Below are 20994 nucleotides of genomic sequence, written 5' to 3' on the forward strand. Positions count from 1 at the left end.
CTGGGGTTTTCGTCGCCTTGCCTCGGGAACATAGGGGGAACGATGGCGGAAAGCCACCTTTTTCCCCGATGGGGCCCGCGTTTGCGGGTCGGGCGAATTTCGGCCATCGCGCGAAAATGTGAGCGTGGTAGCATCACCGGCGAATGTATAAAAGGGCCGGAGGCCCCATATTCCGGGGCAGGGCCTGCGGCGGACCGCAGGCGTTCGGAACTTAGCAGTGGGTGGCAGCGTGAGTTTTTCCCCGGATCTTTCAGAGACGCGCTTCGGCTGTGGTCTCTCGCCAGTGATCGCCGCACCGGGGTCGGTCGAGGCGATGCTGGCCGGACTCGACCGGCCGGACGACATGGCGACTCGCTTTCCCATGCTGTCCTATTCCGTCTTTATCGAGCGGCACCAACAGGACCTGAAGCTGAAGAAACAACTCAAGGAAGCTTCCGGCGCCAAGGCAGATGACCTGAAGACACAGATTCGTGCCATCAATCGGGAAAGCCAGCACGACAGGCAGCAGTCGGCGGTTCAGACCGTTCTGCGCTGGAGTCAAACCGGGCAGGGGTTTCGCGAAAGGCTGGCGCGGTTTTGGGGGGACCACTTCACCGTGGTGGGCAAATCCGCGCTGCCAGCCAGCGTTGTGTCGACCTATATCGACGAGGCGATCCGCCCGCATCTGTCTGGGTCCTTCGGCAATATGCTGGTGGCGGTGACCACCCATCCGATGATGCTGCAATACCTGAACCAAAAGGGATCGGTCGGGCCCGGCAGCCGCTTTGCCCTGAAGGGTGACAAATCGCTGGGGCTGAACGAGAATCTCGCCCGCGAGGTGATGGAGCTGCACACGCTCGGGGTGGGGGCCGCCTATACCCAGGATGACGTGCGCCAACTGGCCGAGCTGTTTACCGGCATGGGGGTGAATGAGCAGGGCACCTTCGTCTTTCGGCCCAACCGGGCCGAGCCCGGGGCGGAAACCGTCCTGGGCCACCGTTATGGCGGCGATCCGGCACAGTTCGCCGCGGTCGAACAGGCCTTGCAGGATCTGGCGGTGCATCCGTCGACCGCCAATCATATCGCGCGCAAGCTGGTGGTGCATTTCGTCTCGGATACCCCCGATCCAGCGCTGGTCGATCATGTCGCCGCTCGCTATCGCGAGACCGGCGGCGATCTGCGCGCGGTCTACGGGGCGCTGCTGGAGCACCCCGCGGCCTGGACCGACGCGCCGGGCAACGTCAAGCCGGGGTTCGATTTCATCGCCTCGGCCTGCCGTGGGCTGGCGCTGGGGGCCGAGGCGATGGCGCCGCTGCAGCCGAAGCAGATCAATCAGCTTTTCATGGTGCCGTTGACCAAGATGGGGCAGGAGTGGCAGAAGCCCTCGGGCCCGAACGGCTGGCCCGAAGAAGATCAGGCCTGGATCACCCCTCAGGGGCTTTCGGCCCGGATCGACTGGGCGCTGACCGTCCCTGGCCGTCTCAGGCCCGAGCTGCCCGATCCACGGCTTTTCGTCACCCAGGTTTTGGGCGAGGGCGCCCCGGAAAGCGTGCGCTTCGCCGCCGGCGCTGCGGAAACCCAGGCCGAGGCCGTGGCGCTTGTGCTGGCTTCCCCCGCTTTCCAGCGCCGATAAGGAGATGTGAGATGTCCAATACCTTGTCCCGCCGCGGTTTTCTGGGTCGCGCTGCCCTGCTGGGCTGTTCCGCGGCGGCCAGCCCGCTCTGGTCGCGGGTCAGCTTCGCCGCGGCGCCCTGGGACACCCGGCTGGTGGTGATCATCCTGCGCGGTGCCATGGATGGGCTCGATGTGGTGCAGCCCTATGGCACGCCGGACTATGCGCGGCTGCGGGGCGGGCTGGCGGGCGGTCCTGCGACCGGTGCCGCCGATCTCGATGGGTTCTTCTCGCTGCATCCGGGGCTTGTGTCGTTGATGCCGCTCTGGCAGCAGGGGCAGCTCGGCTTCGTCCATGCGGTCTCCACCCCCTATCGCGACAAGCGCAGCCATTTCGATGGTCAGGATATCCTCGAAGCCGGCACCGCCGGTCTGGGGCAGGGGGTGCGCGACGGCTGGCTGAACCGGATGCTGCAGCACCTGCCCGGGGTCGAGGCACAGACCGCCTTTGCCCTGGGGCATGGCGAGATGAAGGTCCTGGCGGGGCCCGCGACCATCGCCAACTGGGCCCCGGACGCCGATCTGGTGATGAGCCCGCAGGCCGCCCGGTTGATGGAGCGGGTGATGCAGGACGATCCGGCCTTTCACGCCGCCCTGTCGGAGGCGATGATGCTCTCCTCTGGGACTGACGACCCGATGCGTGGCGATGCCGGGCCGGAGGCGGTGCAGATCGCCCGTTTCGCGGCAGAGCGGATGCGGGGCGACACAAGGATCGTGTCGTTTTCGCTGAATGGCTGGGATACCCACGGCAATCAGGGCAAGGCCATCCAGCCGGCGCTGAAAAGCCTGGCCGCCACCATCACCACGCTGCACGACGATCTGGGGCCGGAGCTCTGGGGCAAGACCGCGGTGGTGGCGATGACCGAATTCGGTCGCACCGTCGCCATCAATGGCACCGGCGGCACCGATCACGGCACCGGCGGGGTGATGGTGCTGGCGGGCGGCGCCCTGCGCGGCGGCAAGGTGCATGGACAATGGCCCGGCCTGGCCGAGGTCGATCTTTACGAGCGGCGCGATCTGATGCCGACCGGCGATGTCCGCGCCGCGGCCGCCTGGATCCTGCGTGGGGTATCGGGACTTGATCGCGGGGTGCTGGAACAGGCGGTCTTCCCGGGGCTCGACATGGGCGGCGATCCCGGGTTGATGCTCTGATCCGGCTTGCCAGGCTTGCGGCGGCCTCCTAGGCTCCGCCGCATGAGCACCGATCCCTCGCGCCCATTGGGCCCGCCCGTTCTGAACTGGACCCCGCCGCCCGCCCCCGAGGGCGCGGTGCTGGAGGGATCCTTTGCCCGGCTCGAGCCACTGGCGGCCGAAGCCCATGCGGCGCAGCTTTTCGACGCCTATGAGGGGCACGACTGGCTGTGGGATTACATGGCCTATGGGCCATTCCATTCCGCTGCGCTTTATCATCGCTGGGTGCGCGAGGTCGAAACCGGTTCCGATCCGCTGTTCTACGCGATCCGCGATCTGGACAGTGGCGATCTGGGTGGGGTGGCGAGCTTTCTGCGGGTGACGCCGGCGCATGGCACGATCGAGATCGGCAATATCAACTTCGCCCCCCGGATGCAGCGCAGCCGCGCCGCGAGCGAGGCGATCGTGCTGATGATGGGCTGGGCCTTTGACGCCGGCTATCGTCGCTGCGAATGGAAATGCGACGCCTTGAACAGCCCGTCGCGCCGCGCGGCGCAGCGGCTGGGGTTCAGCTATGAGGGGCTGTTCCGCCAGCATCTGGTGATCAAGGGCCGCAACCGCGACACCGCCTGGTTCGCAGTGACCGATCAGGACTGGCCGGCGCTGCGCCAAGCCTATGCCGCCTGGTTGGGGGCAGAGAACTTCGATGCCGAAGGCCGGCAGGTGCAGCGGCTCAGCGATCTGACGCGGCCGCTGCGGGCAGGGTCTGACCCGGCCCTTTGACCGGTCAGATCAGCCGGTCGCCCTCCTGCATCCGCTGTTGGACGAGGCCGGCGATTCGCGCCGCGGTTGAGCCGACCGGCGCCCCCTCCCGCCGAATCTGGGTCAGCTCGGCGGCGGCTTCGGCCAGATCCTCATCGGCGGCGCTGCGGGCCACGCCGCGCAGGAATTGCGCCACGTAATCCAGCACCCGCCCGTCGTTCGTTTCGGTCAGGATATCGGCGACATGGGCCATGTCGTCCCGAAAGGCGAGCGGATCGGGATGGATGATCTCGTCCTCGCCGATGCTGGGCGGCATGTCCAGCAGATCGAGCGGCAGGCGCCGCAGGATCATGGTCTGGAAGGCGGCCAGTGAGCTGAGCGGTTTCGGCAAGAACCCATCGGCGCCGGCGGCAATGGCGAAATCTTCGGAAAAACTGTCGCCGGAGAGGCCAAGGATGGTTGAAATCCGCGGCCGCGCCTGCGCCATTTCCTCGATCAGTTCGGTGCCCGAGCCGTCCGGCAGGCCGAGATCGACGATCAGCACCGACGGGCGATAGGCCTGCAGATGGTGGCGCGCCGACTTCAGGCTGTCGGCCCGGCGAATCCGCGCGCCGCTGCGCAGGCAGAGCAGGCGCAACGCCTCTGCCGCGAAATTGCTGTCTTCGACCACCAGAACAGTCAGCCCCAGCAACGGCCTGCGGCTCCGGCCGCTTGGCCCCTCGGTGTCGAAAGGATCGGTGTCATCCATTTTATAGCCCCCCGGTCATGGATTGCCGCTGACGCTAGGGTGATATGCCTAAGACCGGGTTAATGCTGCTGCGACAGGAGCCGAGGTGCCGCTGCACTTGCTCTTGCATCCGGCAGGGCCCATAACCCTGCCAAACGAGGATTGAGGAGACCCGCCATGATCGGCCGTCTGAACCATGTCGCCATCGCCGTTCCGGATCTGGAGGCCGCGGCAGAGCAATATCGCACCACGCTGGGCGCCAAGGTCGGTGCGCCGCAGGACGAACCCGATCACGGCGTCACGGTGATCTTCATCGAACTGCCCAATACCAAGATCGAACTGCTCTATCCCCTGGGCGAGAACAGCCCGATCAAGGGGTTTCTGGACAAAAATCCCTCGGGCGGTATCCATCACATCTGCTATGAGGTGGATGACATCATCGCCGCGCGCGATCATCTGAAATCGTCCGGCGCCCGGGTTCTGGGCAATGGCGAACCGAAGATCGGCGCCCATGGCAAGCCGGTGCTGTTCCTGCATCCGAAGGATTTCAACGGCTGCCTGATCGAGCTTGAACAGGTCTGAGCCCCGGCTCTGACCGCACATCCGGGTAGGGGAGGAGGCCTGAATGTCGATCACATCCGCCATCGTGCTTTATGCGGTGCTCTGGTTCATGACCTTCTTCATCGCCCTGCCGATCCGTCTGAAGACGCAGGGGGACATGGGCGAGGTGGTTCCGGGCACCCATGCTGGGGCGCCCGAACATCATTATCTGAAGGCGAAGGCCATCATCACCACGGTGGTGGCGGCGGTTCTCTGGCTGGTGATCGCCTGGATCATCTCCTCGGGGCTGATCACGCTTGGCGATATCGACTGGATGCACCGGTTGTCGCCGGCGCAATAGGGCAAGATTGAAAACGGCGCCCTCGGGCGCCGTTTCTGGTTTCTGCTCGCGCTCAGCCCCGGTCGCCGCGGGCGGCCAGCTGGTGGAAGATATGGGTGAAGGTCGCCGCCCCCAGGATCGGGATCACCAGGTTCAAAAGCGGCACCGACAGCGGCACCGCCATCAGCGTGCCGGCGGCCCAGATGGTGCCGGCATAGCGCGACCGCATCTGTTTCGCCCCCTCGCGGCCGATCCGGCGCATCGCCGCCAGCATGAAATACTCACGCCCCAGCAGAAAACCGTTCAGCGCCCAGAAGATGAAGACCGCGGCCGGCGGGATCAGCAGGTAGATGATCAGCGCCAGGGTATTGGCGGCGATCAGCACCCCCATGAAATTGACGCTGTCCTTCAGCCCGTCCCAGAACGACACGCCCGGCACCGGCGGCAGCGTGGGATAGTGCTTGTCCTCCACCGCCTGCGCCACCTCGTCGAGGAACATCGAGGTGATGGCCGAGGCGACCGGCACCATCAGGAAGACCGACAGGATCATCATCAGGACGAAGGAGCCGACGCTGAGCAGATCGTTCAACCAGTTGACCTGTCCGATCAGCGGCAGGGTGACCTGATCGCCCACCAGCCAGTTGATCAACCACAGCACCACCGCATAGGCGGCCACCAGCAGCGCAAAGGTCAGCCCGATGCCCAGGAACAGGACCTTGCGGAACTTCGGGTCGTTGGTCTGTTGCAGGGCAAGCAGAAAGGATTGGAAAATCACCGCTCGACCCACTCGGTGATGGCGGCCAGATCCGGGCGCGGGCGCTCCGGGGCGGGAACGGTTTCGGTTGCGATGTGGATAAGTCCCGCGATACGTTCGTTTTCGGCAAGTCCCAGCGCCTCTTCGCAGAAGCCGCGATCGTGCGACACCCAACCGGTCAGCCAGTTCGCGCCCCAGCCGGAAGCCAGCGCGGCATTCAGCATCGCCAGGCAGACGGCACCGGCGGAATAGGTCTGTTCGATCGGCGGGATCTTGTCCGAAGCTTTCTGCACCTCGATCACCGCCACCGCCAGAATGCCCTGATCGAACTGGCCGCGTCCCTTGGCGATATCGGTCTCGTCCTTGCCAAGCGCCTTGCCGCGCGCCTCGGCCAGATCGGCCAGCCGGGCCATGGCCCCCTGTTCGATCACGATGAAACGCCAGGGCTCCAGCTTGCCGTGGTCGGGTGTGCGGGCGGCGGCGCGCAGGATCGGCTCCAGCTCGTCTCGGGTCGGGGCCGGGGTGGTCAAGGTCTTGGCGGGGCGCGACCGGCGGGTCAGCAGGAAGTCGAGCGCGGCGGGATTGGAAGTGGGCATTGATGTGAAGCCTGTATACATTAGGGGTTCCCTCAATCTCAGGGCGGGGCGGGGCAGTTTCAAGGGCAAATCCGCCGGGCGCGCTGCTGTGGTTGTCACGCGATTGTGCCTGATTGTGCAAAGCGCGGCAGCCGCAGCGCTGCTAGTCTGCAAACAGACCGGAGCGGAGGTGTCCGGGGGACAAGCCGGATGCTTCTGTTGCCTGTTTCCACGTCTCGCGTCGCTTCCGCGCTCCTCGGCGCCGGCCCGCCGCTCCGGTCACTTCCGCGCCGTCGCGAAACTGGTGGAACCCGGTCGCGATCCGTCGCAAGATGCGGCCCATGGCGAAGAAACCCAAGATCCGCGATCTGCCCGATCTCTCTGACCTGGCCCGGCCGGGGACAGAGATCGCCTTGCGTGTGACCCCCAAGGCGGCGCGCACCAGTCTGACGCGCGACGGCGATGCCCTGCGCGCCACCGTCACCGTGGTGCCGGAGAACGGCAAGGCGAATGCCGCGGTCCAGGCGCTGCTGGCGGCGGCCATGGGGGTTGCCCCCTCGCGGCTGGAAATCCGTCGCGGCCAGACCGCGCGCGACAAGGTCTTTGTCTTTCTGGGCTGAGCTTGCGCCGGTTCCGGGAACTAGCCCTTGTTCTCGGGAAGCTCGCGGAGCTGATAGACCCCCTCCGGCAGATCAAGCGCGGCGGCCAGATCGCGCAATTGCTCGGGTGAGAGGGTGATCATCTGCACCCGGTCGGTGCGCGGATCGAGCTGTTCGATGGTCACGCATTCGGCAAAGGCGTTGATGGTGATATCCTCCTGCAAGGGCAGGCTGCCCTCGTCGATCAGGGTGATTACCGTGGCGTCGAAATCGTGCTCGATCGTAAACATAAGCTCAGAGTGACGCCGGTCGCGTTGCAATGCAAGCACCATAATGAGGGTGCGGATGGCAAGGGGCTGGCGGGGGCTGCGGGCTGTGCTACAGTCGCCTGATTATACTGATTTGCAAGGAAAAGGTCCGAGCGATGCGCTGGATGTTCTTGTTGGCGGCGCTGCTGCTGACCGCCGCCTGCGACACCGGCGGCCCTTTGCCGACCTCGGGGATCGATCCGCGCGATCAGGCCCGTCTCGACAGTTTTGTCGAGGTGATCAAGGTGGTGGAGCCGGTGGCTGAATCCGAATGCAAGGATTTCGCCCTGGCGCGCAACTGCAACTTCCAGATTCAGGTCGATACCGATCCGAAGGAACCCGCCAATGCCTTCCAGTCGCTGGACCGGCTTGGCCGGCCGGTGATCACCTTTACCATGTCGCTGATCGACACCACCCAGAACAAGGATGAACTGGCCTTCGTGCTGGCGCATGAGACCTCGCATCACGTCCTGGGTCATCTGGCGCGGCAGGCGCAGAACGCCCAGGCCGGGGCGCGGATTCTGGGGCAGATGGCGACGATGGATGGGGCCAATCCGGTCACCATCGCGCGGGCCCGTCAGATCGGGGCAGAGCTGGGCGCGCGCAGCTTCTCGAAGGAGTTCGAGCTTGAGGCCGATCACCTGGGCACGATCATCACCTATGAGGCGGGGTTCGACCCGCTCAAGGGGGCGGCCTATTTCGACCGGCTGCCCGATCCCGGCGACCAGTTCCTGGGCTCGCATCCGCCCAATGCCGCGCGCAAGCAGATGGTCTATGACACCATGCGGCAAATTCGCGCCACCGTCGCGGCGGGTCGCCCGGTGAGCGCGCGCACCGTCGTCGAGGCGGGGGGATGACGGCGCCGCCACTCCGCTGTCTGGGGGTGGTGGTGACCGATCGCGGTTCGCGCTATGCGGTCACCGGGGCGCCGGTGCGAACCCGGGACGAGATCGACGCGGCGCTGGCGGCGCTGAAAACGGATCGCGCCTATGCCAAGGCGACGCATAACACCTGGGCGGCGCGGCTGCCGACCGGCGCGCTGAAGGCCGATGACGGCGAGGCCGGCGCCGGCATGGTGATCCTGCGGATGCTGGAACGCGCCGGGCTCGACGACCATCTGGTGGTGGTCACCCGCTGGTATGGCGGCAAGAAACTGGGCGGCGACCGGTTCCGCCGGGTCCAGGACGCGGTGCGCGCCTATCTCGAAACGACCGGCCTGGCGGTGGATTGACCTGCATCAAGGGGAAGCGATCGGGGATTCTGTAAGATGGGACCATGCCGACAAGGGAGGGCCCGAGGATGCAGGATCGCGACCGCTTGAAGCGCCACGCCGCGCTGGTTGACCAGATGGCCGAAACTCTTGGCATCGATCTGGAAGAGGCGGCGCTGCAGGGTGCGCTGGCGATGGACGAAATCGCCGATGCGGTGCTGCGCTGCACCGGCTGTTCCGATCCCATGTATTGCGCGGGCTGGCTCGCCGCTCATGGCGGCGGTGCCGAACAGACGCCCGGCTATTGCCGAAACAAGGATTTGCTGGCGCGGCTTCGGCCCGGCGCCGCCTGACCGGGGAGGGTGAGGATCAAGGATGACCGTTCTGGGCGAGGTGAGGGAACACGTGCAGCTGGTGTCGCGCATGGCGCAGGCGACGGGGACCGATCTGGTCGGCGCCTATGAGGCCGGCGATCTGACGCAGGAGGCCTGGGCCGAGATGGTGCAGGCCTGCCGCGGCTGTGGCTGGGCGGGGGACTGTGGTGCCTGGCTCGATGCCCATGACCAGGTCGACCACGCGCCCAAGGACTGTCCGAACCAGGCCCGTTTCCTTGATCTGCAGGCGCTGGCGGCGCTGCGGATGCCCGAGGAGGCCTGAGCGATGGATGGCGGCCCCATTCCCTCGGAAATGGACCGTCACTTCTGGCTGACCCGCTCGGTGGCGCGGGTGGCGGGCGTCAGCCTGACCCGCGCGATGGCCGAGGGTGGACTGAACGCCGATGAATACGTGCGGATGATCGAGCGTTGTCAGGTGGGCGGCTGCGAGACCGCCTGTGCCGATTGGCTGGCGGCGCAGACCGATTGGCCCGCCGCGCCGCCGCCGTTCTGCGCCCATGTCGAGATTCTCGCCCGGCTCAGCCGGCGGCAGGCGGGCTGAGCCGGGCTCAGAGCTTGGAATGCGTGCCGTCGCAGAACGGCGGCTTGCCGGTATGCTTGCAGCCGCAGAAGAACACTTTCTTGTCCTCCTCAGCGGTATATTTCACCGGCGAAAAGCCGGTGTCCTTGTGGCTGCCATCGCAGAAGGGCTGCTTGGCGCTGCGACCGCAGGCGCACCAGAAATAGGTTTTCCCGGCGCTGACCTCGACCGGATAGGGGGCCTTCTGGGCGATGACGGGGTCTTTGGCGGGGGTGTCGGACATTGGCTGGCTCCTCTGGCTGGCGACTGGTTGACCGCGGGGTGGTCGGACAGGCCATGCTGACAAGCCGGAGCGGGGTCGGTCAATGGCGGTGACGTCGCTGAGGCGGCTGTGGACAAGCCTGTGGGTAATATCGGCGAAATACTCCGCCGATATTGAGAAAAGACAAGCTTTTGAGGGATGCTTGTGGAAAACGGGGGCCTTATGCCTGCAAGAGACGACCCCAAAGATCGTATTCGCTGGCCTCTTCCACCTCGACCGTGACGATATCGCCGGGATTCAGCCCTTCGAAATCCTCGTCGATGAACAGGTTGCCGTCGATCTCGGGCGCGTCGGCCATGGTGCGGCAGGTGGCGGCCTCGGCGTCCACCTCGTCGACGATGACCTGGCAGGTGGTGCCCACCTTTGCCTCGAGCTTGGCGGCGGAAATCGCCTGCGCCTTTTCCATGAAACGGTCCCAGCGGTCCTGCTTCACCTCGTCCGGCACATGGTCGGGCAGGTCGTTCGACCGGGCGCCCTCGACGTTCTCGTATTGAAAACAGCCGACGCGATCCAGTTGCGCCTCATCCAGCCAGTCGAGCAGCGTCTGGAATTCCGCTTCGGTTTCACCGGGATAGCCAACGATGAAGGTCGAACGCAGGGTGATATCGGGGCAGATCGCGCGCCAGGCGGCGATTTCCTCCAGCGTCTTGGCGGCGGCGGCGGGGCGCGCCATCCGTTTCAGCACATCCGGATGCGCATGTTGGAACGGGATGTCGAGATAGGGCAGGATGCCGTTGTCCGGATCGGCCATCAGCGGGATCAGGTCGCGCACATGGGGATAGGGATAGACGTAGTGCAGCCGCACCCAAGCCCCCATCTGCCCCAGTTCGCGCGACAGGTCGGTGATGTGACTGCGGATCTCGTGATCCTTCCAAGGGTTGCTGTCATACTTGCGGTCCAGCCCGTAGGCGCTGGTATCCTGCGAGATCACCAGAAGCTCGCGCACCCCGGCCTCGACCAGTTTCTCGGCCTCGCGCAGCACCGCGTGACCCGGGCGCGACACCAGCCGGCCGCGCATGTCGGGGATGATGCAGAACTTGCACTTGTGATTGCAGCCCTCCGAAATCTTCAGATAGCTGTAGTGGCGCGGCGTCAGCTTGACGCCCGAGGCCGGCAGCAGGTCGATGAAGGGATCGGGATCGGGCGGCACCGCGCCATGCACCGCGTCCAGCACCTGTTCGTATTGATGCGGACCGGTCACCGCCAGGATGCGGGGATGGTGTTCGCGGATATAGTCGGGCTCCGCCCCGAGACAGCCGGTGACGATGACCTTGCCGTTTTCCTGCAGCGCCTCGCCGATGGCGTCGAGCGATTCCGCCTTGGCGCTGTCAAGGAACCCGCAGGTGTTCACGATCACCGCATCGGCGCCGGCGTAATCGGCCGAGATGCCATAGCCTTCGGCCCTGAGCCGGGTCAGGATCCTCTCGCTGTCGACCAAGGCTTTGGGGCAGCCCAGCGACACCATGCCGATGGTGGGCTGGCCGGCGCGCGGGCGGTCGGTCAGTTGGGCCTTGGGGGCGATGTCGGGGCGCAGGTTCGGCGGATTCGTGGTCATTGCGCGCATATAGTCCCGGCAGGGCGGTGTGGGAACTGTTTTCAACGCAAATCCCAAGGCAAATGCGCGATGGCTTGCCAGCGGCCGGGCGGCGCCTGACTGACGATTGCACCTGCGCCCCGAGGGGCTAGGGTGGGGTACAAATCATTGGTTCAGGATTGGGACGTGTCATGAAGTGGATGTTCGGAATTCTCGGCGCCCTGGTGGTGGCGGTCATCATTGCGGGCCTGGCGCTTCTGATGCTGCCCTCGGAACGGATCGCCCGGATCGCCGCCGACCAGATCGAGGCGCAGACCGGTCGCAAGCTGACCCTCACCGGCGGGCTCAAGATCTCCTACTGGCCGGTGCTGGGGGTCGAGACCGGGCCGGTGACATTGGCCAATGCCCCCTGGGCGGGGGAGGAGCCGATGCTGCGCGCCGAGAGCCTGTCGATCGGTCTCGGCACCCGCGATCTGATCGCCGGGCGCATCCGGGTGACCCGCATCATCGCGCAAGCGCCGACATTGAACCTCACCACCGACAAGACCGGGCGTGGCAACTGGATTTTCACCGATACCGCCGCCGGCGGAGCGCCGCAGACATCGGCCGGGGGCGGCAGCTCCACCCCGGTGACGCTGGAGCATCTGCAACTGACCGACGCGCGGCTGCGCTATGCCGCCGCCGGCACGGCGCCAATCGACCTTGGGCCGGCCGATCTCAGGCTCGACTGGCCGCAGGCCTCGGGGCCGGCCGATCTGACCGCGACGCTGACCTATCAGGCGGCCAGGATCGACATCTCGGCGCGGATCGCGGCAATGCAGGATTTCATCGACGGCAAGACGGTGCCGGTGGTGGCGAAGATCGGCCTCGCCGGGACGACGGTGGATTTCGAGGGCGAGGCCGATGTCTCTGGCGCCGCCTCGGGGCAGATCGAGGGCAACAGCCCGGATACCGCCAAGCTGCTGGCGGCCCTCGGGGTCACTGGTGTCGACCTGCCCAAGGGGCTGGGGCGCACGGCGAGCCTGGCGGCGGGAGTGGACTTCATCCCGATGGACCGGCTGGCCCTGCGCGATCTGGCGATCACCGCCGATCAGAACAGCCTCTCTGGCGCCGCCGATGTCGATCTCTCCGGCACCGTGCCGCAGATCAGCGCCGATCTGACGGCCGGCACGCTCGATTTCTCCACGCTGGGCGGATCGGGGGCGGGTGGCAGCGGCGGCAAGGCCGGCTCGGGCAGCTCGTCTGGCTGGTCGCAGGCGCCGATCGACGCCAGCGCGCTGGGGCTGGCGAATGGCGCCATCAAGCTCTCCGCCCAGAGCATCCGCACCAGCGCGCTGACCCTGGGGCCGACCGAGGCGGCGCTGGCGCTTGATAACGCGCGGGCGGTGCTGCGCCTGACGCCGGCCAATCTCTTCGGCGGCAACCTCAGCGGCGAGCTGGTGGCCAACAATCGCAAGGGCTTCTCGGTCGCGGGCAATTTCAAGGCTGCCGATCTCGACACCAGCCAGATGCTCGCCGCGCTGGTGGGCATCGACCGGCTCAACGGCAAGCTGCAGGCGGATGTGGAGTTTCTGGGGGCCGGGCAGTCGGTCGATGCGATCATGCGCTCGCTCTCCGGGCGTGGCAGCCTGACCATGGGGCGCGGGGTGATCACCGGCATCGACCTAGACAAGCTCTTCCGCTCCGGCGTGGTCTCGGGGGGCACCACCGTCTTCGACAGCCTGACCGGAAGCTATACGATCGCGGCCGGCAATCTGCAGAACAACGATCTGCTGCTGTCGCTCCCGAACTTCCAGGTGAAGGGCGCCGGGCGCGTCGGGCTGGGGGCGCGCGATCTCGATTACCTGGTGACACCGGTGGCCTTCAAGACCGACAGCAGCCAGGGGCTCGAGGTGCCGGTGCGGGTGACCGGCCCCTGGGCCGCGCCGAAGATCCGCCCCGATCTGGACGCCGCCACCAAGGCCAAGCTGGAGGAGCAGAAGGATGCTCTGGAGCAGAAGGCCAAGGATAAGCTGAAGGAAAAGCTGAACGTGCAGCAGGGGCAAAGCACCGAGGACGCGGTGAAGCAGAAGCTCGAAGACGAGGCCAGGAAGGGCATCCTCAAGCTCTTGGGCGGCAACTGAGGCCGAGGCGCCGACACGCGCCTGCGGGGCGCGTGTCGGCAGTGATCTTGAGGGAGAGGGCGAGCAGGGGGCCAGGCCGGCGGTCTCGAGGCCCGGGCGCGCCCGGCCCCCTGCTCGCCCAAATACTCAACGGTCCGCAAAGCGGTCCAAGGCGCGCCGGGACGGGCTCCGGGCGCGCCCCGAGGGGTCAGATGGTCTGGTCGTATTCGCCGACGGCGGGTTCTGTCCGGATCACCGCGTCGATATCGGCGAAGATCGCGCGCATTTCCGCGTCGCTGTCCGAGCTTTCGCAGACCACCACCAGGTTCGGCGTGTTCGACGAGGCGCGCACCAGGCCCCAGGACCCGTTGTCGAGGATGACACGGGCGCCGTTGACGGTGACGACCTCCTTGATGGCGCGGCCGGCAAAGGGTTCGCCCGCCTTTGCCTTGGCCACCAGCTTGTCGACCAGCCGCTCCAGCACCTGATATTTCTCGGTATCGGCGCAATAGGGCGACATCGTCGGGGTCGACCAGGTCTTGGGCAGGGCTTTGCGCAGGTCGGACATCTTCATGTCCGGGTTGCGCTCCATCAGCTTGCAGATTTCGACCGCGACCCGCATGCCGTCGTCATAGCCACGCCCGATCGGCTCGGCCAGGAAGTAGTGGCCCGATTTCTCGAACCCCGCCAGCGCGCCCAGTTCGTGCACCCGGCGCTTCATGTGGCTGTGGCCGGTCTTCCAGTAATCGGCCTTGACCCCGTTCGCCTTCAGCTCGGGGTCCGAGGCGAAGAGACCGGTGGATTTCACATCGGCCACGAAGGTCGAACCGGGATAGAGCTTGGACAGGTCGCGCGCCATGATCACGCCGACCTTATCGGCGAAGATCTCCTCGCCCTCGTCATCGACCACACCGCAGCGGTCGCCGTCGCCGTCGAAGCCAAGCGCCAGATCGGCGCCCGAGGCCTTCAGCGTGGCGGACATGTCATGCAGCATTTCCATCGCTTCGGGGTTCGGGTTGTAGTTCGGGAAGGTATAGTCGAGCTCGTTATGCGAGGGCACGACCTCGACGCCGATCCGCTCCAGCAGGGCCGGGGCATAGGCGCCGGCGGTGCCGTTGCCGGTGGCGCAGACCACCTTCAGCTTGCGGGTCATTTTGAAGTCGCCGACCAGATCGTCCATATAGGCATCCCAGACGCCATCGACGAATTCGTACTGGCCACCGTCGCGGGCGACACCTTCGCCGTTCAGCACGATTTCCTTCAGCTCGGCCATCTCGTCGGGGCCATGGGTGAGCGGCATGTTGAAGCCCATCTTCACCCCGGTCCAGCCGTTCGGGTTGTGCGAGGCGGTGACCATCGCCACTGCGCAGCCGCCCAGGTGGAAGGAGGAGAAATAGGCCATCGGGGTGATGCAGGGGCCGATGTCCTTGACGTGGATGCCGGCCTGCATCAGCCCCAGGATCAGCGCGTTCTTGATCGTCAGCGAATAGTCGCGATAATCGTTGCCGACCGCGATCACCGGGGCGATCCCGTGCTTGATCATCTGGGTGCCAAGGCCGAGCCCCAGAGCCGTCATGCCCGGCAGGTTGATCTCTTCAGGATATTTCCAGCGCGCGTCGTATTCACGGAAGCCCGTGGGTTTGATCATCGGGGTCTTCAGAAAATTCCAGGTGTTCGGGGACACCTCATAAAGGGGCCGGGTCATCTTGATTGATCCTCAATCGTCAAATTTCAATGGGGTTGGTCTTGGCCAGGGCGTCAAATCGCATCAGCGTGTCGATCAGGGCGCCCATCTGATCAAGTCGGATCATGTTCGGCCCATCCGAAGGGGAGCGGTCCGGATCCTCATGGGTTTCGATGAAGACGGCGGCGATGCCCAGCGATACCGCGGCGCGCGCCATCACCGGGGCGAACTCGCGCTGCCCGCCGGTCGAGCCGCCAAGCCCGCCGGGTTGCTGCACCGAATGGGTGGCATCCATCACCACCGGATAGCCGGTCTTGGCCATGATCGGCAGCGACCGCATGTCAGTCACCAGCGTGTTATAGCCGAAGGAGACACCGCGTTCGGTCAGCAGGATGCGGTCGTTGCCGGTGCTTTCCACCTTGGCCACCACATTCGCCATGTCCCAGGGCGCCAGGAACTGACCCTTCTTGATGTTGATCGCGGCGCCGGTGCGGCCGGCGGCAAGCAACATGTCGGTCTGCCGGCACAAAAAGGCCGGGATCTGCAGGATGTCCACCGCCTCGGCGGCGATGGCGCATTGTTCGGCGGTGTGCACATCGGTCAGCACCGGCACGCCAAAGGTCTGCCGGATGCCGTTCAGGACCTCGAGCCCGGCCTCGATGCCCATGCCGCGCGCGCCCCCAAGCGAGGTGCGGTTGGCCTTGTCATAGGAGGCCTTGAAGACATACTGCGCGCCGGCGGCGTCGCAGACTTCCTTCATCCGGCCGGCGATCATCTCGGCATGATCGCGGCTTTCCAGTTGGCAGGGGCCGGCGATCACGGTCAGCGGCAGGTCGTTGCCGATCGTGAGACCGGCGACTTCGACATGTTTCATATGATTAAGACGTTATCTGTTCACGGAGAATCGAGGCGGTCAGAGAGATCATCAGGTAGATACCGGAAAAGAACAGGAATGCCAAAATCGTATTCTCGAACTTCCGCGGATAGGCGGGTTCCTGACTGGCGACCGGTTCCACCGAAGTGGTCAGATAGCGGACCTGGCGGTTGGCCTCCATCCGGGTCTGCTCCACCTGCTGCAGCGCTGATTGCAGCATCAGGTCGCGGGTCTGCAGGTCCGCCTGGGCCATCTGGATCCGGACGCTCAGCTCGGCGAGCGAATTTTCGCCCTTGGAAGCGTCCACCATCCGTTCGTTGAGCTGGTCCAGCAGGGCCTGCAGGCGTCGGACATCGCCCTTGGCACCGTCAACCTTGGCCTGGTTGGGGCGCGGGTTGTCCGTCAGGGCCGACAATTCCAGCTGCTTGTCCTGAAGCTGGACCTCGATGTTGTTGATCTGGCCGCGCAGGGCCGCAATCACCCCTTCGGGATCAAGGATCGCACCCTTTTGCTGCAACGCGACCAGGGCCTCTTGCGCCTTGCGGCGCTCGATCTGGGCATTCTCGAAGCCGGCCAGCGCGTCGCGCATCTGGTCCGAGCGTTTCTGTTCGCTCAGATGGTTGACCCGTTCTTCGGCATAGGACAGCAGGCTGCGGGCGAAATTGGCGCTGGTCTGCGGATTGGGGGCGACCACTTCCATGCGCACCACGCCTTCGGACGGATCATAGCCGATCTTCACGTCCTTGGAATAGATCTTATAGGCCTGCTCGTTGGTCGGGTTGGCAGGCAGGCGCTGGATCGGGTCGATCCAGGGTTGGCTGAACTCCGCCTTGAACCCCTGGTCCTTGTCGAGCCGCAGCATGGCGTCCTTCGACTGCAGATAGGATTGCACCGCGATGGAATCCTGGCTGGTGGCGAATTGCGTGCCGCTCAGCAGGTTGCCCAGGCCGGAACCGCCGCCGGCGTTGTCGGCCTTGAGGATCAGGAATTCCGACTTGGTGGCATACATCGGCGTCGCCATGGTGTAGAAATACCAGCCCACCACCGCGGTGGGGATCGCCACGAAGAAGAACAGCCGCGTCATCAGCAGCAACATCTTCTTGCGCCGCCGGTTGACGATGTCGCGCTGGATCGCGGTGATTTCCTGCTCGCGCTGCTCGGCGGGGGTTATGTCGGGCAGGGGTTGGGCGGGCTCGCCCAACGGCACCGTCTGGGGCAGTTGCACGCGGTCTTTCGTGGTCACCGCCGGTTCCGTGCTGCGCGGCACCACCAGTTCAAGCATGTTCGAGCGCTGGAAGGGGTCGATGCCCTGTTGTCTCAGCAGCCGCACCGCGTCGAAATCCGAGGTTGCCGGCAGATTGTGCTTTTGCGCGACGCGGCGCGCCATGCGCAATTGCCGGCCGGTCAGCCCCTCGCGGCGGATCGCGTCGATTTCAGCCTCGACGGTCATCTCCCGAGAGGAGGAGACCAGGCCGCTGCGCGGCGTGGCAGCCATGGGCGCCTCTGCCTCTGCCTCTGCCTCAGTTTCCGCCTCGGCGTCCGCCCCTGACTCGGTGGGGGGTGCTGTCGCGTCGTCTTGCGGCGCTCCCGGCTCGGCGCCCGGGGCGGCGGCGGCTTGGTCGGGGGCGGCGGGGGCCTCGGCCGGTTCGGCGTTGGCGGCACTCTCCTCCTGGGGGGCGCTATCGGTTTCCTCGACATCCGGGCGGAGCGAGGTGCCGCCACTGGTCACCACGCGAGGGCGCAGCCGCTCGACCTCGGGCGGGCGCTCCGAGTTGGTGTCCTGAGGTTGCTCCGTTGCGGCGGCCTGCACACTGCTTGCAGAGGGGCTGCGGCGGATACGGAATTTCTTAGCCTTGGGTTTGATAGTCATAAAGCCGCTTCGCCTCTTCCAAGGTGTCGAACATATGAAGTTTGCCGTTCAGCAGAACCGCTGCCGAACGCGCGAATTTCTCGAGAATGGCGGGCTGGTGCGACACGATGACGATCGTGGTCGTGCGCAGCCGCTCTTTCAGGATCCCGCCGGCCTTGCGGTTGAACTCCACATCGGTGGAGTTCGGCATGCCTTCGTCGATCAGATAGATGTCAAAGTCCAGAGCCAGCATCAGCGCGAAGGAAAACCGCGAGCGCATCCCCGAGGAATAGGTGCCGATCGGCTGGTCGAAATACTCCCCAAGCCCGCAGAGCCAGCGGCAATAGGCTTCGACATAATCGGGGTCCATGCCATAGAGCCGAGCGATGTAACGCGAGTTCTCCATCGCCGAGATGCGGCTGACGACGCCGCCCATGAAGCCCAGCGGAAAGGAGATCTTGCAGCCGCGCCGGATTTCGCCCTCGTCAGGTTTCTCCAGCCCCGCCATCATGTTGATGAGCGTGGTCTTGCCGGTGCCGTTGGGCGCCAGGATGCCCAAGGAGCGGCCGAGTTCGACGCGGAAGGAGACCTGGTCGAGGATGACCTTGCGGCGTGTCCCGGTCCAAAAGGATTTGCTGACATTGTCGAATTCAAGCATTGCGTCTTCCAGAACTGCGGTTGCAGTCTTCGCTCTCCCTAGGTCGTTACGCACTGGCACATGCTCAGGCCTGCCCCTCGTATCAGAGGAGTATTAACGGCTTACAGGGCGAATTAGGCCAGATTATGTCGGAACGTGAAACAAAAAACCATCAAGATTAAGGCCGAAATTGGGCATGGGGCCCCTGGAGGCGAGGTGCGCGCCCCTCGCCATTCCCGGCCCTTTGATCTGGTTGTTCGGCGATATAGTTTCCATATGGGGGACAAATGATTAAGTCTGACCGGCTTCGCTGGAAGAGGAGGCCAGATGGCTGACCCTGTCGATCTGATCGAGGAGATTCGGGCTTGTCGGCTCTGCGCCGATCGCTTCGCGGCCACCGCCACGGCGCATGAACCGCGTCCCGTTGTCTGGTTTCGCCCCGGTGCGCGCATCCTGATCGCAGGGCAGGCGCCCGGCGCGCGGGTGCATGAAAGCGGCCGGCCTTTCACCGACCCCTCGGGCGACCGGCTGCGCGACTGGCTGGGGATGGATGCCGCAACCTTCTATGATATGTCCCGCGTGGCAGTGGTGCCGATGGGGTTTTGTTTCCCGGGCTACAACGACCGCAAGGCCGATCTGCCGCCGCCGCCGCTCTGTGCGCGGACATGGCACAATCGCGTGATGGCGGCGCTGCCGGAGGTCGAGCTGAAGATTCTGGTCGGTGGCCATGCCCATCGCTGGCACATGGGGGTGAAGACCCCGGTGACCGAGACGGTGGCGGGCTGGCGCGATCATGCGCCGCGCGTCTTTCCCTTGCCTCACCCGTCCTGGCGCAATACCGCATGGCTGAAGAAAAACCCCTGGTTCGAGGCGGAGCTGCTGCCGGTTCTGCGCGCCCGGGTGAAGGAGGTGCTGAATGAGCGATGAGACCGAAGAGCTGACCCCGATCGACATGGCCCATGCGGCGATGGAGGCCGCTGGCGACGAAGGGGCCGCACGGTTGCGGTTCTATGAACGGCTCGCCGATGCCGAGCTGTTCCTGCTGCTGACCGAGGAGGCGCTGGACGACAATGTCTCGCCCGAGATCTTCGATACCGAGGATGGCCGGTTCGTTCTGGTCTTCGACCGGGAGGAACGGCTGGCGCGCTTTGCCGAACGGGTCGCGCCCTATGCGGCGATGTCGGGCCGGATCCTGGCCGAGATGCTGCGCGGCCAGAATGTCGGGCTGGGGCTGAACCTGGGTGTTGCGCCCTCGGCGATCCTGATCCCCCCGGCGGCGATGGACTGGCTGTGCGAGACCCTGGCCCATGCGCCGCAGGAGACCGAGGCGCGGATCGCCGAGCTGACCGCACCCGGCGGGCTGCCCGAGGTGCTGATTTCGGCGATCGACACCAAGCTCGCCACTGCGGTGGGGTTGGCCAGGGCCGCCTATCTGGTCGGCACCGTCGACGCCGCCGGCGGGCGCGGCCATCTGCTGGCCTTCGTTGATGCGCTGGAACCGGCGCAGGGGGCGCTCGCCAAGGCCGCAAGCGAGGCGCTGACCTTCTCGGGTATCGAGGCGGGGGCGATGGACGTGGGGTTCTTCGCCGGTGACGATCCGGTGGCGGCGCGGCTGGCCGCGGTCGGGTTGCGGTTCGATCTGCCGGAACCCGCCAAGCCCGAACCACTGTTCCAGGAGGCACCGGGCAGCAATCCCGACAAGCCTCCGATCCTGAAATAATCGCGACGACAGGTCAGGCCGGGGCGCCGCCCCGGTCTGTCAGAGCCCTTCGAAGGCGCAGAGCGCGTGGACATCCATGCCCATCGCCTCCAGCACCCTGCGACCGCCGAGATCGGGCAGGTCGACGATGAAGGCGCAGCTGATGATATCGCCCTTGAGCCGCTCGACCAGCTTGATGGCGGCGGCACAGGTGCCGCCGGTGGCCAGCAGATCGTCGACGATCAGGATCTTCTCGCCCGGCTGGATGGCGTCGTCGTGGATTTCGACCACCGCCTCGCCATACTCCAGCTTATAGTCCTGGCTGATGGTGGGGCCGGGCAGCTTGCCCTTCTTGCGGATCGGCACGAAGCCGACCGAGAGCTGGTGCGCGATGGCGCCGCCCAGGATGAAGCCGCGCGCCTCAAGCCCCACCACCTTGTCGATCCGCTCGCCGGCATAGGGGTGCAGCATCTGGTCGATCGCCATGCGGAAGCCGCGCGGATCGGCGAAGAGCGTGGTCACATCGCGGAACAGGATCCCCTCGTGCGGGAAATCCACGATGGTGCGGATGTAATCCTTGACCTGTTTGGACGGGGGCATCGGGCGACTCCGGCTTGCGAAAAACGGCCAGCCGGGTTTGGCCGATAGGGGGCGGGCTTGCAAGCCCCGGATAAGCGAAAGGGCCCCGGATGGGGCCCCCAGTCAGTGGCGCGCCTCGCTAAAGCTGCGATAGAGGGCAGCAGGCAGCCAGCTCAGATGCGGTTTGGTCCAGTCCCGGCGAT

25 protein-coding genes are annotated in these 20994 nt (G+C 65.6%); 14 read left to right on the forward strand and 11 right to left on the reverse strand.

Annotated elements, in window-relative coordinates:
• Positions 1–229 precede the first annotated feature (229 nt).
• From ACN0V4_RS02915 to ACN0V4_RS02925, 3 genes are read left to right on the forward strand one after another with little or no spacing between them, the layout of a single operon-like run.
• A complete protein-coding gene (locus tag ACN0V4_RS02915; RefSeq protein WP_417673015.1) occupies positions 230–1612 on the forward strand; it encodes a DUF1800 domain-containing protein in 1383 nt (460 codons plus the stop codon).
• Between the two features lie 11 nt (positions 1613–1623).
• Positions 1624–2802 carry a DUF1501 domain-containing protein gene (locus ACN0V4_RS02920; RefSeq protein WP_417673016.1) on the forward strand — a complete coding sequence of 393 codons (1179 nt, stop codon included), beginning with the start codon at positions 1624–1626 and terminating at the stop codon, positions 2800–2802.
• A gap of 42 nt (positions 2803–2844) precedes the next feature.
• Positions 2845–3564 carry a GNAT family N-acetyltransferase gene (locus tag ACN0V4_RS02925; protein WP_417673017.1) on the forward strand — a complete coding sequence of 240 codons (720 nt, stop codon included), beginning with the start codon at positions 2845–2847 and terminating at the stop codon, positions 3562–3564.
• A 4-nt stretch (positions 3565–3568) separates the two neighbouring features.
• Here ACN0V4_RS02925 and ACN0V4_RS02930 read toward each other — a convergent pair whose 3' ends face one another.
• Positions 3569–4291 (reverse strand): response regulator, encoded by a 723-nt coding sequence (locus ACN0V4_RS02930; protein WP_417673018.1) that lies wholly within the window; start codon positions 4289–4291, stop codon positions 3569–3571.
• A 156-nt stretch (positions 4292–4447) separates the two neighbouring features.
• On the opposite strand from ACN0V4_RS02930, the gene mce reads away from it, so the two are divergent.
• Together mce and ACN0V4_RS02940 are read left to right on the forward strand one after the other, a co-directional pair.
• Entirely contained in the window at positions 4448–4852 is a 405-nt protein-coding gene (gene mce / locus ACN0V4_RS02935; RefSeq protein ID WP_417673019.1) for a methylmalonyl-CoA epimerase, read from the forward strand.
• Between the two features lie 43 nt (positions 4853–4895).
• Positions 4896–5171 carry a DUF1467 family protein gene (locus ACN0V4_RS02940; protein ID WP_417673020.1) on the forward strand — a complete coding sequence of 92 codons (276 nt, stop codon included), beginning with the start codon at positions 4896–4898 and terminating at the stop codon, positions 5169–5171.
• A 52-nt stretch (positions 5172–5223) separates the two neighbouring features.
• On the opposite strand, the gene ACN0V4_RS02945 is transcribed toward ACN0V4_RS02940, so the two are convergent.
• Both ACN0V4_RS02945 and ACN0V4_RS02950 read right to left on the reverse strand, forming a co-directional pair.
• The gene (locus ACN0V4_RS02945) at positions 5224–5925 is read right to left on the reverse strand and encodes an EI24 domain-containing protein (protein ID WP_417673021.1); all 702 of its coding nucleotides are present in this window, start codon (positions 5923–5925) and stop codon (positions 5224–5226) included.
• The gene (locus ACN0V4_RS02950) at positions 5922–6500 is read right to left on the reverse strand and encodes a nitroreductase (protein ID WP_417673022.1); all 579 of its coding nucleotides are present in this window, start codon (positions 6498–6500) and stop codon (positions 5922–5924) included. Before ACN0V4_RS02950 ends, ACN0V4_RS02945 begins: the two co-directional genes overlap by 4 nt.
• Positions 6501–6820: 320 nt before the next feature.
• Here ACN0V4_RS02950 and ACN0V4_RS02955 point away from each other — a divergent pair, with 320 nt between their 5' ends.
• On the forward strand, positions 6821–7099 hold the full coding sequence (locus ACN0V4_RS02955; RefSeq protein ID WP_417673023.1) for a DUF167 domain-containing protein: 279 nt from the start codon (positions 6821–6823) through the stop codon (positions 7097–7099).
• A 20-nt stretch (positions 7100–7119) separates the two neighbouring features.
• Here the strand turns inward: ACN0V4_RS02955 and ACN0V4_RS02960 are convergent, their stop codons facing one another.
• Positions 7120–7368 (reverse strand): hypothetical protein, encoded by a 249-nt coding sequence (locus ACN0V4_RS02960; protein ID WP_417673024.1) that lies wholly within the window; start codon positions 7366–7368, stop codon positions 7120–7122.
• Positions 7369–7502: 134 nt separating this feature from the next.
• Between ACN0V4_RS02960 and ACN0V4_RS02965 the strand changes: the two genes are divergently transcribed.
• The 5 genes from ACN0V4_RS02965 to ACN0V4_RS02985 all read left to right on the forward strand — a co-directional run bounded on the left by ACN0V4_RS02965 (position 7503) and on the right by ACN0V4_RS02985 (position 9532).
• Positions 7503–8243: a M48 family metallopeptidase gene (locus ACN0V4_RS02965; protein ID WP_417673025.1), complete on the forward strand. Its 741-nt coding sequence runs from the start codon at positions 7503–7505 to the stop codon at positions 8241–8243.
• Positions 8240–8617 carry a YigZ family protein gene (locus tag ACN0V4_RS02970; protein ID WP_417673026.1) on the forward strand — a complete coding sequence of 126 codons (378 nt, stop codon included), beginning with the start codon at positions 8240–8242 and terminating at the stop codon, positions 8615–8617. Before ACN0V4_RS02965 ends, ACN0V4_RS02970 begins: the two co-directional genes overlap by 4 nt.
• 68 nt (positions 8618–8685) lie before the next feature.
• Positions 8686–8949 carry a DUF6455 family protein gene (locus ACN0V4_RS02975; RefSeq protein ID WP_417673027.1) on the forward strand — a complete coding sequence of 88 codons (264 nt, stop codon included), beginning with the start codon at positions 8686–8688 and terminating at the stop codon, positions 8947–8949.
• 22 nt (positions 8950–8971) lie between these two features.
• Positions 8972–9253: a DUF6455 family protein gene (locus tag ACN0V4_RS02980; RefSeq protein WP_417673028.1), complete on the forward strand. Its 282-nt coding sequence runs from the start codon at positions 8972–8974 to the stop codon at positions 9251–9253.
• A 3-nt stretch (positions 9254–9256) separates the two neighbouring features.
• A complete protein-coding gene (locus ACN0V4_RS02985; RefSeq protein WP_417673029.1) occupies positions 9257–9532 on the forward strand; it encodes a DUF6455 family protein in 276 nt (91 codons plus the stop codon).
• Positions 9533–9539: 7 nt separating this feature from the next.
• On the opposite strand, the gene ACN0V4_RS02990 is transcribed toward ACN0V4_RS02985, so the two are convergent.
• Both ACN0V4_RS02990 and rimO read right to left on the reverse strand, forming a co-directional pair.
• Positions 9540–9794, reverse strand: coding sequence for a CDGSH iron-sulfur domain-containing protein (locus tag ACN0V4_RS02990; RefSeq protein WP_417673030.1), 255 nt, complete (start codon positions 9792–9794; stop codon positions 9540–9542).
• Positions 9795–9993: 199 nt separating this feature from the next.
• Positions 9994–11388, reverse strand: a complete 1395-nt coding sequence (rimO, locus tag ACN0V4_RS02995; protein ID WP_417673031.1) for a 30S ribosomal protein S12 methylthiotransferase RimO — start codon at positions 11386–11388, stop codon at positions 9994–9996.
• 170 nt (positions 11389–11558) lie between these two features.
• Here rimO and ACN0V4_RS03000 point away from each other — a divergent pair, with 170 nt between their 5' ends.
• On the forward strand, positions 11559–13490 hold the full coding sequence (locus ACN0V4_RS03000) for an AsmA family protein (protein ID WP_417673032.1): 1932 nt from the start codon (positions 11559–11561) through the stop codon (positions 13488–13490).
• 187 nt (positions 13491–13677) lie between these two features.
• Here the strand turns inward: ACN0V4_RS03000 and ACN0V4_RS03005 are convergent, their stop codons facing one another.
• The 4 genes from ACN0V4_RS03005 to ACN0V4_RS03020 are packed head-to-tail and all read right to left on the reverse strand — an operon-like array spanning position 13678 to position 18534.
• Positions 13678–15174 carry a phosphomannomutase/phosphoglucomutase gene (locus tag ACN0V4_RS03005; protein WP_417673033.1) on the reverse strand — a complete coding sequence of 499 codons (1497 nt, stop codon included), beginning with the start codon at positions 15172–15174 and terminating at the stop codon, positions 13678–13680.
• A 19-nt stretch (positions 15175–15193) separates the two neighbouring features.
• Positions 15194–16027 (reverse strand): 3-deoxy-8-phosphooctulonate synthase, encoded by an 834-nt coding sequence (gene kdsA / locus ACN0V4_RS03010; protein WP_417673034.1) that lies wholly within the window; start codon positions 16025–16027, stop codon positions 15194–15196.
• 4 nt (positions 16028–16031) lie between these two features.
• The gene (locus tag ACN0V4_RS03015; protein WP_417673035.1) at positions 16032–17897 is read right to left on the reverse strand and encodes a capsule biosynthesis protein; all 1866 of its coding nucleotides are present in this window, start codon (positions 17895–17897) and stop codon (positions 16032–16034) included.
• The gene (locus tag ACN0V4_RS03020) at positions 17875–18534 is read right to left on the reverse strand and encodes an ABC transporter ATP-binding protein (protein ID WP_417673036.1); all 660 of its coding nucleotides are present in this window, start codon (positions 18532–18534) and stop codon (positions 17875–17877) included. Before ACN0V4_RS03020 ends, ACN0V4_RS03015 begins: the two co-directional genes overlap by 23 nt.
• A 306-nt stretch (positions 18535–18840) precedes the next feature.
• Between ACN0V4_RS03020 and ACN0V4_RS03025 the strand changes: the two genes are divergently transcribed.
• Both ACN0V4_RS03025 and ACN0V4_RS03030 read left to right on the forward strand, forming a co-directional pair.
• Complete coding sequence (locus ACN0V4_RS03025) at positions 18841–19440, forward strand: uracil-DNA glycosylase family protein (protein WP_417673037.1); 600 nt, start codon at positions 18841–18843, stop codon at positions 19438–19440.
• Positions 19430–20233, forward strand: a complete 804-nt coding sequence (locus ACN0V4_RS03030) for an SseB family protein (protein ID WP_417673038.1) — start codon at positions 19430–19432, stop codon at positions 20231–20233. The genes ACN0V4_RS03025 and ACN0V4_RS03030 overlap by 11 nt, the downstream gene beginning before the upstream one ends.
• 39 nt (positions 20234–20272) lie before the next feature.
• Here the strand turns inward: ACN0V4_RS03030 and ACN0V4_RS03035 are convergent, their stop codons facing one another.
• Positions 20273–20812, reverse strand: a complete 540-nt coding sequence (locus ACN0V4_RS03035; RefSeq protein WP_417673039.1) for an adenine phosphoribosyltransferase — start codon at positions 20810–20812, stop codon at positions 20273–20275.
• Positions 20813–20994 lie beyond the last annotated feature (182 nt).

The organism is Pseudodonghicola sp., from assembly GCF_048268305.1.
Taxonomy (GTDB): Bacteria; Pseudomonadota; Alphaproteobacteria; order Rhodobacterales; family Rhodobacteraceae; genus Pseudodonghicola.

What these genes read in the sequence shown, in the direction of transcription:
- ACN0V4_RS02920 (WP_417673016.1), top strand. Translation starts at nt 1,624, where the DNA reads ATGTCCAATACCTTGTCCCGCCGCGGTTTTCTGGGTCGCGCTGCCCTG.
- ACN0V4_RS02925 (WP_417673017.1), top strand. Translation starts at nt 2,845, where the DNA reads ATGAGCACCGATCCCTCGCGCCCATTGGGCCCGCCCGTTCTGAACTGG.
- ACN0V4_RS02930 (WP_417673018.1), bottom strand. Translation starts at nt 4,291, where the DNA reads ATGGATGACACCGATCCTTTCGACACCGAGGGGCCAAGCGGCCGGAGC.
- mce (WP_417673019.1), top strand. Translation starts at nt 4,448, where the DNA reads ATGATCGGCCGTCTGAACCATGTCGCCATCGCCGTTCCGGATCTGGAG.
- ACN0V4_RS02940 (WP_417673020.1), top strand. Translation starts at nt 4,896, where the DNA reads ATGTCGATCACATCCGCCATCGTGCTTTATGCGGTGCTCTGGTTCATG.
- ACN0V4_RS02950 (WP_417673022.1), bottom strand. Translation starts at nt 6,500, where the DNA reads ATGCCCACTTCCAATCCCGCCGCGCTCGACTTCCTGCTGACCCGCCGG.
- ACN0V4_RS02955 (WP_417673023.1), top strand. Translation starts at nt 6,821, where the DNA reads ATGGCGAAGAAACCCAAGATCCGCGATCTGCCCGATCTCTCTGACCTG.
- ACN0V4_RS02960 (WP_417673024.1), bottom strand. Translation starts at nt 7,368, where the DNA reads ATGTTTACGATCGAGCACGATTTCGACGCCACGGTAATCACCCTGATC.
- ACN0V4_RS02965 (WP_417673025.1), top strand. Translation starts at nt 7,503, where the DNA reads ATGCGCTGGATGTTCTTGTTGGCGGCGCTGCTGCTGACCGCCGCCTGC.
- ACN0V4_RS02970 (WP_417673026.1), top strand. Translation starts at nt 8,240, where the DNA reads ATGACGGCGCCGCCACTCCGCTGTCTGGGGGTGGTGGTGACCGATCGC.
- ACN0V4_RS02975 (WP_417673027.1), top strand. Translation starts at nt 8,686, where the DNA reads ATGCAGGATCGCGACCGCTTGAAGCGCCACGCCGCGCTGGTTGACCAG.
- ACN0V4_RS02980 (WP_417673028.1), top strand. Translation starts at nt 8,972, where the DNA reads ATGACCGTTCTGGGCGAGGTGAGGGAACACGTGCAGCTGGTGTCGCGC.
- ACN0V4_RS02985 (WP_417673029.1), top strand. Translation starts at nt 9,257, where the DNA reads ATGGATGGCGGCCCCATTCCCTCGGAAATGGACCGTCACTTCTGGCTG.
- ACN0V4_RS02990 (WP_417673030.1), bottom strand. Translation starts at nt 9,794, where the DNA reads ATGTCCGACACCCCCGCCAAAGACCCCGTCATCGCCCAGAAGGCCCCC.
- rimO (WP_417673031.1), bottom strand. Translation starts at nt 11,388, where the DNA reads ATGACCACGAATCCGCCGAACCTGCGCCCCGACATCGCCCCCAAGGCC.
- ACN0V4_RS03000 (WP_417673032.1), top strand. Translation starts at nt 11,559, where the DNA reads ATGAAGTGGATGTTCGGAATTCTCGGCGCCCTGGTGGTGGCGGTCATC.
- ACN0V4_RS03005 (WP_417673033.1), bottom strand. Translation starts at nt 15,174, where the DNA reads ATGACCCGGCCCCTTTATGAGGTGTCCCCGAACACCTGGAATTTTCTG.
- kdsA (WP_417673034.1), bottom strand. Translation starts at nt 16,027, where the DNA reads ATGAAACATGTCGAAGTCGCCGGTCTCACGATCGGCAACGACCTGCCG.
- ACN0V4_RS03015 (WP_417673035.1), bottom strand. Translation starts at nt 17,897, where the DNA reads ATGACTATCAAACCCAAGGCTAAGAAATTCCGTATCCGCCGCAGCCCC.
- ACN0V4_RS03020 (WP_417673036.1), bottom strand. Translation starts at nt 18,534, where the DNA reads ATGCTTGAATTCGACAATGTCAGCAAATCCTTTTGGACCGGGACACGC.
- ACN0V4_RS03025 (WP_417673037.1), top strand. Translation starts at nt 18,841, where the DNA reads ATGGCTGACCCTGTCGATCTGATCGAGGAGATTCGGGCTTGTCGGCTC.
- ACN0V4_RS03030 (WP_417673038.1), top strand. Translation starts at nt 19,430, where the DNA reads ATGAGCGATGAGACCGAAGAGCTGACCCCGATCGACATGGCCCATGCG.
- ACN0V4_RS03035 (WP_417673039.1), bottom strand. Translation starts at nt 20,812, where the DNA reads ATGCCCCCGTCCAAACAGGTCAAGGATTACATCCGCACCATCGTGGAT.